6 protein-coding genes are annotated in these 12,974 nt (G+C 67.2%); 4 read left to right on the top strand and 2 right to left on the bottom strand.

What is annotated here, in order from left to right; genetic code table 11:
- Positions 1 to 8 precede the first annotated feature (8 nt).
- Positions 9 to 2,108, bottom strand: coding sequence for a (Fe-S)-binding protein (locus tag DMH03_RS35080; protein WP_125796298.1), 2,100 nt, complete (start codon positions 2,106 to 2,108; stop codon positions 9 to 11).
- 23 nt (positions 2,109 to 2,131) lie between these two features.
- Positions 2,132 to 2,569 carry a hypothetical protein gene (locus tag DMH03_RS35075; protein WP_125796297.1) on the bottom strand — a complete coding sequence of 146 codons (438 nt, stop codon included), beginning with the start codon at positions 2,567 to 2,569 and terminating at the stop codon, positions 2,132 to 2,134.
- Positions 2,570 to 2,953: 384 nt separating this feature from the next.
- Here DMH03_RS35075 and DMH03_RS35070 point away from each other — a divergent pair, with 384 nt between their 5' ends.
- From DMH03_RS35070 to DMH03_RS35055, 4 genes are all read left to right on the top strand, one after another.
- On the top strand, positions 2,954 to 3,538 hold the full coding sequence (locus DMH03_RS35070) for a hypothetical protein (RefSeq protein ID WP_125796296.1): 585 nt from the start codon (positions 2,954 to 2,956) through the stop codon (positions 3,536 to 3,538).
- Positions 3,539 to 3,556: 18 nt separating this feature from the next.
- Complete coding sequence (locus DMH03_RS35065; protein ID WP_125796295.1) at positions 3,557 to 5,566, top strand: flotillin family protein; 2,010 nt, start codon at positions 3,557 to 3,559, stop codon at positions 5,564 to 5,566.
- Positions 5,563 to 10,446: a DNA repair ATPase gene (locus DMH03_RS35060; protein WP_125796294.1), complete on the top strand. Its 4,884-nt coding sequence runs from the start codon at positions 5,563 to 5,565 to the stop codon at positions 10,444 to 10,446. Before DMH03_RS35065 ends, DMH03_RS35060 begins: the two co-directional genes overlap by 4 nt.
- A 433-nt stretch (positions 10,447 to 10,879) precedes the next feature.
- On the top strand, positions 10,880 to 12,112 hold the full coding sequence (locus DMH03_RS35055) for a DUF222 domain-containing protein (protein WP_370311019.1): 1,233 nt from the start codon (positions 10,880 to 10,882) through the stop codon (positions 12,110 to 12,112).
- The last annotated feature ends 862 nt before the right edge of the window (positions 12,113 to 12,974 follow it).

Here is a 12,974-nt window from a genome sequence, read left to right as displayed (position 1 = left end):
CGTGTGCCTTAAATCTCCGTCGCCGTCCGGTCCCGCTCTCGCACGGTCTCCAGCAGGAGCTGCGAGACGTCGCGCACGGTGACGTTCTGGCCACGCTGTTCGCTCTGCCGCTGCACGAGACCGTCGTTCAGCATCACGCGGCAGAAAGGGCAGCCGGTGACGATGGTTTCGGCGTCCGTGCCGAGGGCTTCGTCGACGCGTTCGAGGTTGATGCGCTTGCCGATCTGCTCCTCCATCCACATCCGCGCACCGCCGGCACCGCAGCAGAGCGAGCGGTCGGCGTGCCGGGGCATCTCGCTGAGCGTGGCGCCGGTCGCGCCGACGAGTTCGCGCGGCGGCTCGTAGACCTTGTTGTGGCGGCCGAGGTAACACGGGTCGTGGTAGGTCACCGGCCCGGCGTCGACCGGTTTGACCGGGGTGAGCTTGCCCGCGCGGACGAGCCGGTTCAGCAGTTGCGTGTGGTGCAGGACCTCGTAGTGCCCGTCCAGTTGCGGGTACTCGCGGCCGAGCGTGTTGAGACAGTGCGGGCAGGTGGTGACGATCTTGCGGGTACCCGGTTCGCGGCCCTCGAACACCGCGTTCAGCGTCTCGACCGTCTGCTGCGCGAGCATCTGGAAGAGGAACTCGTTGCCGGAGCGGCGCGCCGGGTCGCCGGTGCAGGACTCGTCGGTGCCGAGGATCGTGTACTTCACCCCGGCCAAATGCAGGAGCTCCGCGGTGGCGCGGACGGTCTTGCGGGCGTGGTCGTCGAAGGCACCCGCGCAACCGACCCAATAGACGTACTCGACGTCTTCGGCGAGTTCGCCGTCGAAGATCGGCACCTCGAAATCGAGATCCTTCGTCCAGGCGAGGCGGTCCGAGTTGTTCTGGCCCCAGGGGTTTCCCTTGGTTTCGAGGTTCTTGAACAGCACGCCGAGTTCGCTCGGGAAGGCCGACTCGATCATCACCTGATAGCGGCGCATGTCCACGACGTGGTCGACGTGCTCGATGTCGACAGGGCACTGTTCGACGCAGGCTCCGCACGTGGTGCAGGACCAGAGGACGTCCGGATCGATGACGCCGAAGTCCTCCTTGGTGCCGACCAGCGGACGTTCTTCGGGCGCTTCCTTGCCGTCCAGGATGTACGGCGCCTTCTCGAAGAGGTGGTCGCGCAGATCCATGATCATCAGCTTGGGGGACAAGGGTTTCCCGGTGTTCCACGCCGGGCACTGCGACTGGCAGCGGCCGCATTCGGTGCAGGTGGCGAAGTCGAGCATGCCTTTCCAGGTGAAGTCCTCGATCTTGCCGCGGCCGAACGTGTCGTCCTCGCCCGGATCCTCGAAGTCGATCGGCTTGCCGCCGGACTCCATCGGCAGCAGCGGGCCGAGCCCGTCCGGGAGGCGTTTGGCGGTCACGTTGACCGGCGCGAGGAAGATGTGCAGGTGCTTGGAGTAGAGCACGATCGACAGGAACGCGAGCATCACGCCGATATGCAGCAGCAACCCGACGGTCTCCAGCGGTTCGGTGACCGCGGGGCCGAGCGGCTCCAGGAGTTCTCCCACGCCGAGGGAAACCCACGCGCCCGACTCGTACGGGAAGACGCCGACCGCCGCCGACGCGCCCCGGAAGAGGAACATCGTCCAGATCACGTTGAAGATCATGAACAGGATCAGCCAGGCGCCGCCGGTGTGCGAGCCGAAGAAGCGCGACGCGCGATCTTTCCGTTCGGGTGCCTGCCGGATCCGGATGACCGCGAACACCGCGAGCGAGGCGACCACCGCGACCGCGATGAAATCCTGGAGGAACCCCAGAACCGCCCAGTGCCCGATGAGCGGGATGTGGAAGTCGTGGTCGAACAGCGCGCCGTACGCCTCGACGTAGACGGAGCCGAGGATCACGAAACCCCAGAACGTGAACAGATGCGCGAGCCCGGGGACGGACCACTTCAGCAGTTTGCGCTGCCCGAAGACCTCGGCCAGATGCGTTTTCGCGCGGACGGCCATGACGTCCGAGCGTTTTTCGTCCGGCTGGCCGGACCGGATCAGTTTGGCGAGCCAGAGCGCGCGGCGGGCGGCGAAGGCGAGACCGGCGACGGTGATGAGCAGACCGAGGATGAGACGAACGAGCACGAGTCCTCCGGGGGAGAATCGGCTCAGTGAGAGCCGGTGTAGTACCGGCACGCCTTGCAGGCGTACCGCATTTTGGCCACTCGCCACCGTTTTCGGTAGGCCTCGAGATGGCCCGGTCGTGGCGGATGCACGCCGAGCCGGTGGTGACGGCGGATCCGCCGCCCCGTTTCGAAGAGTTCGGTCGCCAGGCCGAGATAAGCGCGCCTGAGCGCGATACCCGGCTCCGCGGCGAGATTGTCCCGGCAGAACCGGTGCAGCAGAGCCAGATCGGGGAGACCGGGGGTGGTGACGCCGGGCAGGTGCTCGACCACGCCGAGGCCGGGATGTCCGGCGGGAACGGAGAATCTCGTGGGAAGTCCACAATGGACGCAGGTGAGCGTGCAACTCAGACATCGGGTGACGTGGCGGATTCGCCGTTCGCGCCGATCCTCGTCGACCGTTTCGCGAACGTGCCACCCCATGGAGCCTCCCAAGACCGTGGTGTGTCCTGTGTCACTCTCAATACTGGAGAGTAGGGCGCGCTCCGGTGGTGCGACAGGTCCAACTGGATGGCTTCGGAGCGGCCGGTCGGCGTAATCCCACCTCGACCGCAGCCTCTGCGCCCGTCTGGTTCAAAGAACCGCAAGTAGAGGACTAAATGCGGCGGAGGGCGTGGGTCAGGTGGGTCGTGAGTGGTAAGTGACGTTAGAACGACACTTACCACTCACGACCCGCGCGACCGTCCGCTCGCCGCGGCCTCCGCACGCTTCCGCACACCGTGACCCACTCGTAGCCGAAAACGGCCCGCCCGGCGTCACGCGCTGGTTATAGTCCTGACCCGGAGTAATGGGGAGGGAACGACGGCGATGGGCGGGTTCGTCACCGCGGCTCTGGGGTTTCCGGCCGTGCTCTTCAGTTTCTTGCTGATCGTGGTGATCGGCTATTGGCTGCTGGCCCTGCTCGGTGCCTTCGATCTCGACGAGTTCGACGGCGGCGACGGGCTACTGGCGGGCTTCGGCGGGGTCCCACTGTCCATTTCGCTCTCTCTACTGATCGCATTCACCTGGTTCGCCAGCCTGGCAGGGACGGTTCTTCTCGATGACCTTGAGCTTTCGACACCATCGAGGATCGGGTTCGGGGCAGGCGTGGTCGCCGTCGCGCTCGTCCTCGGCACACTCGGGACGAGGGTGATCGTGGTGCCACTGCGCCGGGTGTTCGGTCCCGCGAAGGAACCGAGCAGGAGAGACTTCATCGGCCGGGCCGCGGTCATCCGCACCTCGTCGGTCACTCATGACTTCGGCCAGGCCGAAGTCGCCGCCGCCGACGGGTCCACGGCCATTGTGGACGTTCGGCAGGCGGGCCAAGGCAACCTCACAGCGGGCAGCCGCGTAGTTCTCTATGACTACGACTCCGAAGGCGAGTTCTTCTGGGTCGAGTCCTTGGACATCTGAAGCAGAAAAGGAAAAACCATGGGTGCCATCAGCGTGGGGGCCGGCGTTCTGATCGCCGTGATAGTTGTCATCCTCCTGGTCTTGCTCTTCACGATCACCAGGCTGTTCAAGAAGGTGCCGCAGGGTAAGGCGCTGATCATCTCGAAGGTCCGCCGGGTCGACGTCACGTTCACCGGCGCGATCGTCCTGCCGGTGCTGCACAAGGCCGAGATCATGGACACCTCGGTCAAGGCGATGGAGATCACCCGCACCGGCCGCGAGGGCCTGATCTGCCGGGACAACATCCGCGCCGACATCCGGATCTCGTTCTTCGTGCGGGTCAACAAGACCACCGAGGACGTCATCAAGGTCGCGCAGGCCATCGGCACCGAACGCGCGAGCGACGAGGCGACCCTGCAGGAGCTGTTCAACGCCAAGTTCTCCGAGGCGTTGAAAACCGTCGGCAAGCAGCTCGACTTCGTGGATCTCTACACCAAGCGTCACGAGTTCCGCGACCAGATCATCCGCGTCATCGGCACCGACCTCAACGGGTACAGCCTCGAGGACGCGGCCATCGACTACCTCGAGCAGACGCCGATGGCGCAGCTCGATTCGGCGAACATCCTCGACGCGCAGGGTATCCGCAAGATCACCGAGCTGACCGCGATCGAGCACGTGCGCACGAACGAGTTCCGCCGCAGCGAGGAAAAAGAGATCACCCGCCAGAACGTGGACGCCCGCGAGGCGATCCTCGAACTGGAGCGGCGCCAGGCCGACGCGGAGATCAAGCAGAACCGCGAGGTCGAGACCATGCGGGCCCGCGAAGAGGCCGAGATCGCCAAGGTGCAGGCGGAGGAGCGGCTCAAGTCGCAGGCCGCGGGGCTGCGCACCGACGAGCAGCTCGGCATCCAGCACCAGAACCAGCAGCGTGAGATCGAGGTCGCGGGCAAGAACCGCGAGCGCGTCATCGCCATCGAGAGCGAGCGTATCGAGAAGGACCGCTTGCTCGAGGTCATCGGCCGCGAACGCGAGACCGAACTTTCCCGCATCGCCAAGGACAAGGAAGTCGAGACCGAGAAGCGGTCCATCGCCGAGGTGATCCGCGAGCGGATCGCGGTCGAGAAGACCGTGGCGGAGCAGGAAGAGAACATCAAGAAGCTCCGCGTCGTCGAAGAGGCGGAGCGTCAGCGCTCGGCCATCATCATCCGGGCCGAGGCGGAGGCGCAGGAAAGCCTCGTCAAGGACATCAAGGCCGCGGAGGCCGCCGAGGTGGCCTCGAAGCACAAGGCCCGCGAGGAACTGACGCTGGCCGAAGCGCGCCAGCAGGCCGCCGAACTGGACACCCGCGCGAGGATCCGCCTGGCAGAAGGCATCCAGGCCGAGGAGGCCGCCAGCGGTCTCGCCGCCGCGCAGGTCAAGGAACGCGACGCCGACGCGCTGGAGAAGGTCGGCCGCGCCGAGGCGATCGTCGAACGCGAGAAGGCGATCGTGCTCGCCGACGGGATGCGCGACAAGCTCAAGGGCGAGGCCGAAGGTCTCACCGAGAAGGCCGCCGCGATGGCCGCGCTCGACACCGCCAGCCGTCAGCACGAGGAGTACCGCCTGCGCCTGGAGGCCGAGAAGGAGATCAGGCTCGCCGCGCTCAACGTGCAGCGCGAGGTCGCCGAGGCGCAGGCCACGGTCCTCGGCATCGGGCTGGGGAAGGCCGACATCGACATCGTCGGCGGCGAGACGATGTTCTTCGAGAAGGTGATCGGCTCGATCGGGCTCGCCAAGAGCGTGGACGGCTTCGTCGAGAACTCGGACGTCGTCCAGACCCTCGGGAAGTCGTGGCTCGACGGTTCGGGCAGCTTCACCGACGACCTGACGAAACTGGTCGGCTCCGTGAGCACGGAGGACGTGAAGAACCTGACGCTGTCGGCCTTCCTGGCCAAGCAGTTGCAGGCGGGCGGCCCGGACAGCGACAAGCTGCGTGAGCTGCTGTCGATGGCGCAGCGGCTCGGCCTAGCTGAGACCTCTGTCGCCACTCTCGCCCCCGCGAAGCAGTGACGACGACCGAACCGGCGGCAGGAACGGAGCAGCTGGACGCGGGCACCTATGAGGTGCTCCGCGCCCGGCTCGCCGCACAGGCCGCCGAACTGGCGAAACGCGCGGACGAGCTCAACAAGGCGCGGCTCGGGGTCTTCGGCAGCGCGCAGCTCGCGCTGATCGGCACGGAGCGGATCCGCACGGCGAACAACTGCGTGCCGCGGGACGTCGTGTCGGTCGGCGGGCGGATGTTGTTCGGCTACAACGTCTTCATCGGTCTCAAGCCCGAGACGACGGTCGACGACGTCTTCTCGCTGCATGGCTTCAGCCATGACGAAGAAGCCTTCCGCTTCGACGACGTGCCCGCCGAAGAGCTGCCGGAACTGTTGCGCGACGAGCATTTCGTCCGCGACTTCGCCGAGCTGTACCGCTACTACCGGCAGGCGAAGCTGCTGCAGCTGCGGCGGGTCGAGGGCAAACTGCTCGCGGTGTTCCAGATCGGTCCGCGGACCGAGGACATCCGGGTGCTGCGCTGGGGGATCGCCGCGGACGGCACCTTGTCCTATGTGGACAGCCGGGGCGAACGCGACCACGTCTTCCCGCCGTCGCACGACTTCGAATGGATCGAGACGAGCCGTGAACAGCACGTTCTCGGGCGGCATCCGCACATCTCGATCGAGGACGAGGTGTTCGTCGAGACCGTCGGCGGCAACCTGACGATCAAGGTCGAGAACAACACCGAAACCGGTGAGGGCGTCTACGCCGAGGCGGTCGACGAGCCGCTGCAGAGTCTCGCCGACGCCGAGGTGTCCTACGCCAGGATCGGCCCGCTGGTCCTGCTGCGGGTGCTGCCGTACAAGGAGACCGTCCACCGGTACCTGGTGTTCAACACCCGCACGCGCGACGTCGTGCGCCTCGACGGGATCGGGCAGGCGTGCCAGCGGCTGCCCGAGGACCACGGGATCATCTTCCCCGGCGGCTACTACCTCGACACGGGTGTCAGCAAGACGTTCGACACCACCGTGGACGGTCTCGAATTCGAGCGCGTGATCCGCTCGCCCAACGGCGAGGACGTGCTCTACGTCTTCCACGCGCGGGCCGACGGACGCTCGCTTCTCCTGCCGTACAACGTGATCCGCAAAGAGGTCTCGAACCCGATCCCGTGCCACGGCTACTCGCTGTTCGACGACGGCACGATGGTGCTGTTCCGCGCGCTGTCCGACGAGCCGAGCCGCGTGCACCCGATGCAGGTGTGGCGGACGCCGTTCCAGTCCGACACCTACGCCGCGTCGCAGCCGGCCGGGACCGGGCCGCTGGAGCGGGTCGGCAACGCCGATCTGGTCCGCGGGATCTCCGACTGTCTTTCGATCGGCCGGATGGTCGGCGAGATGGCGCCGTCCGCGGCGGTGTTCGAGGCACTGATCGCCGCGTGCGCACGGGTCTTCGACCACTACCACTGGCTCGGGGAGGCCGAACTCGGCGATCTGCGGTCGCCGTTGTCGGACGTCCGCGTCACCGCGGAACAGGTGCTCGACGAGTTCGAGACGGTCACCGCGCTCACTTCGCAGGCGGCCGACGCCGTCGAGGAAGCCGCCGCGGAAACCGCGTCGCTCGTGCGGAAGGTGCGGGGCGAAGCGCTGAACGCGGCCGACGCGTGGGTGCGCAGGCTCGCCGAGATGCACCGTGCGCGAGGCCATCTCGTCACCGTGCGGGAACTGCGCTATGTCGACACCGACCGCGTCGACAAGCTGATCGCCGACCTCGACACGGAATTCGGCGAGGCCGCGCAGCGCGCCGTCCGGTTCCTGCAGGGCGAGGACGCGTTCACGAGCTACCACGCCGAGGTCGACGGGCTGATCGAGGCCGCGGGCGCGATCTCCACCGTCGCCGAGGCCGTCCCGGTCGCCGAACAGCTGGACGAGCAGTCCGGCGGACTCGAAGTTCTCACCGACGTCGTCGGCGGGCTGGAGATCGCGGACGCCGTCGTGCGGACGAAGATCCTCGAACGCGTCGGCGAGGTCATCGGCGCGGTCAACCGGGCACGGGCCACCCTCGAAGCGCGGCGCAAGGAGCTGCTGGAGACCGAAGGCCGGGCGGAGTTCGCCGCCGAGTTCGCGCTGCTCGCGCAGGCGATCACCGGCGGGCTCGCGGTCGCGGACACGCCGGACCGCTGCGACGAGCAGCTCGGCAGATTGCTGCTGCAGCTGGAAAACCTCGAATCACGGTTCGGCGAGTTCGACGATTTCCTCGCGTCGCTCGGCGAGAAGCGCACCGACGTCTACGAGGCGTTCTCCTCGCGCAAGCAGGCGCTGCTCGACGAACGGGCGCGTCGCGCGGACAGGCTGGTCGACTCGGCCGAGCGGATCCTCGCGAGCGTGTCCCGGCGGGTCGGCACACTCGGTTCGGTCGACGAGATCAACACCTACTTCGCCTCCGACCCGATGGTCGCGAAGCTGCGCAGTGTGGTCGCCGAACTGCGCGACCTCGGCGACCAGGTGCGTGCCGAAGAACTCGAGGGCCGGGTCAAGGCCGCCCGTCAGGAGGCAGGCCGCGCACTGCGCGACAGGCTCGACCTCTACGGCGAGGGCGGGGAGACGATCCGCCTCGGCCGCAACACCTTCGCGGTCAACACGCAGGACATCGACCTCACCCTGGTGCCGCACGACGGTGGGATGAAGTTCGCGATCACCGGGACCGACTACCGCTCGCCCGTGCGCGACGAGTCGTTCGAAGCGACGCGGCCGTACTGGGACCAGCTGCTGGTCTCGGAGTCGCCCGAGGTCTATCGCGCCGAGTACCTGGCGACGTCGATCCTGGCCGACAAGCCGGACCTGCAAGACGTCGACCTGCTGGAGGTCGTCCGGCGCGTCGCCGGTGACCGCTACGACGAGGGTTACGCGCGTGGCGTGCACGATCACGACGCCGCCGCGATCCTGTCGGCGTTGCTGCGCCTGCGGTCCGCGGCCGGTCTGCTGCGGTATCCGCCCGCGGCGAGGGCGTCCGCTCAGCTGTTCTGGGCTTTCGGCGCGGAAGAAGCGGCGAAGTCCGCGTGGACAACGCGCGCCGCGTCACTCGCACGGGTGCGGGAAGCGTTCGGGCACACCACGGCGATCGACGCGCTGGCGCGGGAGCTCACCGAGGTGATGACGGCGTTCGCCACATCGTCCGGGCTGACGCTGGACCTCGAACTCGCCGGCGAGTACCTGTTCGAGGAACTGGCCGACGGGTCCCCGGGGTTCGTCACCAGTGGTGGGGCGCGGACGCTGCTCGACAAGTTCCGGCTCGATCGCCGTAGCTTCGCCGAAGACCTGCGTGCCCTCGAAGACCTCGCCGACCGCTACCAGCTCGCCGAAGCCTGGCTGACGTCCTTTGTGGAATCTTCCGGTCTACCCGGTGACGAATTGGCGGAGGCCGTCGCGATCGAACTGGCGGACTTGCCCCGCTACGATTCCTCGGCGGATCTTTCGGCCACTGTGGACGGTCTGCTCGGCTCGCATCCGCGGATCGTCAACCGATCCCTGACTCTGCGGCTCGACGAGACGCTCGCCAGGACGCTGCGGTTCCGGCGTGACCGGGTGCCGGGTTTCCGGGCGTACCAACGGCTGCGCAACGATCTGGTGGCGGCCGAACGCGACCGGCTGCGGCTGACGGAGTACAAACCGAAGGTGATGAGTGCCTTCGTGCGCAACAGGTTGCTCGACGAAGTCTACTTGCCGTTGATCGGCGACAACCTCGCCAAGCAACTCGGCGCGACCGGCGACGCGCGGCGTACCGACCAATCCGGTCTGCTGCTGCTCATCTCGCCGCCCGGTTACGGCAAGACGACCCTCATGGAGTACGTCGCGAGCCGCCTCGGGCTGGTGTTCGTCAAGGTGAACGGGCCGGCGCTCGGGCACGACGTCACGTCGGTGGATCCGGCGGACGCGCCCAACGCGACCGCGCGGCAAGAGGTCGAGAAGATCTCCTTCGCGCTGGAGCAGGGCAACAACGTACTGTTGTATCTGGACGACATCCAGCACACCTCGCCGGAACTGCTGCAGAAGTTCATCTCGCTGTGCGACGCGCAACGGCGGATGGAAGGCGTGTGGGAAGGCCGCACGCGGACCTATGACCTGCGGGGCAAGCGGTTCGCGGTCTGCATGGCCGGTAATCCGTACACCGAACAGGGCAAACGGTTCCGGATCCCGGACATGCTCGCCAACCGCGCGGACGTGTGGAACCTCGGCGATGTGTTGTCAGGCAAGGAAGAACTGTTCGCGCTGAGCTACATCGAAAACTCACTCACGGCGAACACCGTCCTGGCCCCGCTGGTCTCCCGCGAACGGTCCGATGTGGACGTTCTCGTACGCCTCGCGCGCGGCGACGGCTCGGTGCGGGCGGATCAGCTGAAGCACGCGTACTCGGCGACCGAACTGGAGCAGATCCTCGCCGTACTGCGGAAACTGACCAAGGTGCAGCGGATAATCCTGAAGAACAACCAGGCCTACATCGCTTCGGCGGCGCAGGCGGACGCGTCCCGGGTCGAACCGCCCTTCCAGCTCCAGGGCTCGTACCGGAACATGAACAAGCTCGCCGGCCGGATCGTGCCCGCGATGAACGACGCCGAACTCGAAGCGCTGATCGACGACCACTACGCCGGCGAAGCCCAAACGCTGACCTCCGGCGCCGAGGCCAACCTGCTCAAACTGGCCGAACTCCGCGGCCGCCTGACCGACTCGGAGGCCCAACGGTGGGCGGCCGTGAAGGCGGCGTACTTGCGGGCACAGGCCCTCGGCGGCGACGACGAAGACCCGATGAGCCGCGCGGTCGGCGCGATGGGCCTCCTGGCGGACCGGGTCGGTGCGGTGGAGGCGGCGATCGAGCGCGCTTCGGAACGGATGGTCGTCCGGGATGTGATGTGAGGGCGTTTTTGGGTTTTGGGTTGGCCGCTGTTGCCGGGGTTCGGTGACGGCGGCCGACTGGTTTGGTAGCTCGCTTGAGGTTTCGTTGCCGGAAAGCGGCGACGCCCTTGCAGCGGCTGCAAAATTCGGAGCTGTGCCTCGGGGTGGATGTTTATCGGCATGTAGGGCTCGGTGCCCTTGGTGCACCTAAGCTTCATCGCCGGAATCGGTAATGCGTCGCAATCGCCGCATGATCCAGGCCGACTGCTCATGCACGACGCGATGGGCGAACTCGACGTCCTTGTCGCCCGGCCTTCGGTCGCCGAGAAGAACGGCTGGTGCTCCCCGCGGCATCATTGCCGAAAATCGGCAACGCCTCGCAGCGCCTTCATGATCCGGAATTGTCGGTGGCCGGTCGTATGGTCGTCGGGTGGACACACACAGATCCGCGCCTGTGGCGCTACTCGAGAAACTCACCGATCCAAGCGCTTTGGAGTCGGTCAACGCTTCGATAGGTTTGTTGGACGACAACGATTCCGTCGCTGTCGCGCAAGCGGCGTCGGAAGGGATCGCCCGGCTTGAGGCGGTCCGGTTCCGGGCGCTGGCCCAGCTGAATCGACATCGCGAGGGCTCGGGCGGTGTCACGCAGGAAGTCGCCTTCGCGTTGTCCCTTGTGGACAATCATGCCGGTGCGATGGTCGCTGCCGCCGACGCGTTGACCAGCCGACTGCCGCACACCTTGAATCTGATGGACCAAGGAAAAGTGAGTGGCTTCGGCGCGATGAAGGTCGCCGCGGCGACGGCGTGGCTGTCGGACGAGAACGCTCAGGCTGCGGATGCCCTGCTCGAGGACCGGTTGGCGGGAAGGAATTCCGACCAGATAAGGAAAGCGGCGAATCATGCGGCGATCACGGTCGACCGCGAAGGCGCCGACAAACGTGCCGAGCACTATCGCGAAGGTCGCCGTCTCACCGTGCGGCAGGGTGAGACGGGGGTGGCGTCGATCGAGGTCGAGGACGGGCCCGCCGAGAAAGTCAACGCGGCCTACCTTCGCATCGACAGGGAAGCCAAGAAACTCAAGACCGGCGACGAAACCCGCACCCTGGACCAACTACGCGCGGACGTCGCGCTCGATCTCCTGCTCGGCGGCCAGGGTGGCACGAGCGAACGTGCGGAAGTGTTCCTGTACATGGACTTGTTCACTTACCTCGGACTCAACGACGACCCGGCGGAAATGGCCGGACACGGTCACCTCCCGGCGGCACTGGCACGGCATATCGCGACCGGGCCGAACACCGTGCTGCGCCGGATCATCACCGACCCGCTGTCCGGGCAGGTGCTGGACCTCGGCCGGGACCGGTACCGGCCGACAGCGGGCGTCGGCGAGTTCGTCCGGGTGCGGGACCGTGAGTGCCGAAGACCCGGCTGCGGCCGCCCCGCACAGACCTGCGATCTCGACCATTCGGTGCCGTGGCAGTTCGGCGGCGCCACCAACGCCGGTGACCTGATCGACCTCTGCCGCCGAGATCACCGGCTCAAAGACGAACCCGGCTGGATCTACCGCCTCGCGTCCGACGGCACCCTGACCGTCACCACCCCGACCGGCCAGAGCTACGACAGCACCCCACCGCCACTCCACCCGCCTCGCGCGCAACCCGCTCCCGCCGAGGAACCGCCACCGTTCTGAGCCTCATCGCCGGAAAGTGGCGACGCCGCATCGACGCGGTGAGACCGCACCGTCAGTGAGTCGGCACGCCTCCGGCGGCCTCACTTTGCCGAGAAACGGCGACGGTCGTGGCAGCGATCCGGCAACGCGGCAACGGTCGGTGGCCGCACACGGCAACCGGCGACAGCTGCCACATCCGGATCCGGCGGTACCGCCGTCATCGGTAGCCGCGCGTGTCGCCGGCAGCGCCACTTGCCGGAAAGCGGCGACGGTCATCGCGCAGATCCGGCAGTACTGGAACGGTCGGTGACCGCGCCCCGCGGTAGCCGCCTTTGCCAGGAAATGGCGACAGTCGCCACACGAGATCCGGCAGTACTGGAACGGTCGGTGGCCGCACCCTGGCGGCAGCCGCCTTTGCCGGAAAGCGGCGACGGTCATCGCGGGGATCCGGCGGTACCGGAACGGTCAGTGCCCGAGCCCACCGCGGCAGCCGCCTTTGCCAGAAATCGGCAACAGCCGCCACATCCGGCCGCGGTACCGCCGTTATCGATGGCCGCGCGTGTCGCGGACAGCATCACTTGCCGGAAAGCGGCAACGGCCATCGCAGATCCGGCAGTACCGGAACGGTCGGTGGCCGCGCACCTCGCGGCAGCCGCCTTTGCCAGAGAACGGCGACAGTCGCCACACGAGATCCGGCAGTACCGGAACGGTCAGTGCCCGCACCCCCGCAGCAGCCCCCTTTGTCAGAAAACGGCGACAGCCACCTCGCGCAGATCCGCCGGTATCGCAACGGGCGGCCGCCGCGCCCCGCGGCAGCCGCCTCGCCCCGCGGCAGCCGCCGAGAAACGGCAACGGTCGTCGCAGCGACCCGCACGCCCCCACC

This window comes from Amycolatopsis sp. WAC 01376 (assembly GCF_003947415.1).
GTDB lineage: Bacteria > Actinomycetota > Actinomycetes > Mycobacteriales > Pseudonocardiaceae > Amycolatopsis.
Note: the sequence above shows the minus strand (reverse complement) of the source record. Positions and strands in the feature narration are given on the sequence as shown.

Excerpts from the sequence above, each read along its gene's own strand:
- DMH03_RS35075 (WP_125796297.1), bottom strand. The coding sequence starts at position 2,569 with ATGGGGTGGCACGTTCGCGAAACGGTCGACGAGGATCGGCGCGAACGG.
- DMH03_RS35070 (WP_125796296.1), top strand. The coding sequence starts at position 2,954 with ATGGGCGGGTTCGTCACCGCGGCTCTGGGGTTTCCGGCCGTGCTCTTC.
- DMH03_RS35065 (WP_125796295.1), top strand. The coding sequence starts at position 3,557 with ATGGGTGCCATCAGCGTGGGGGCCGGCGTTCTGATCGCCGTGATAGTT.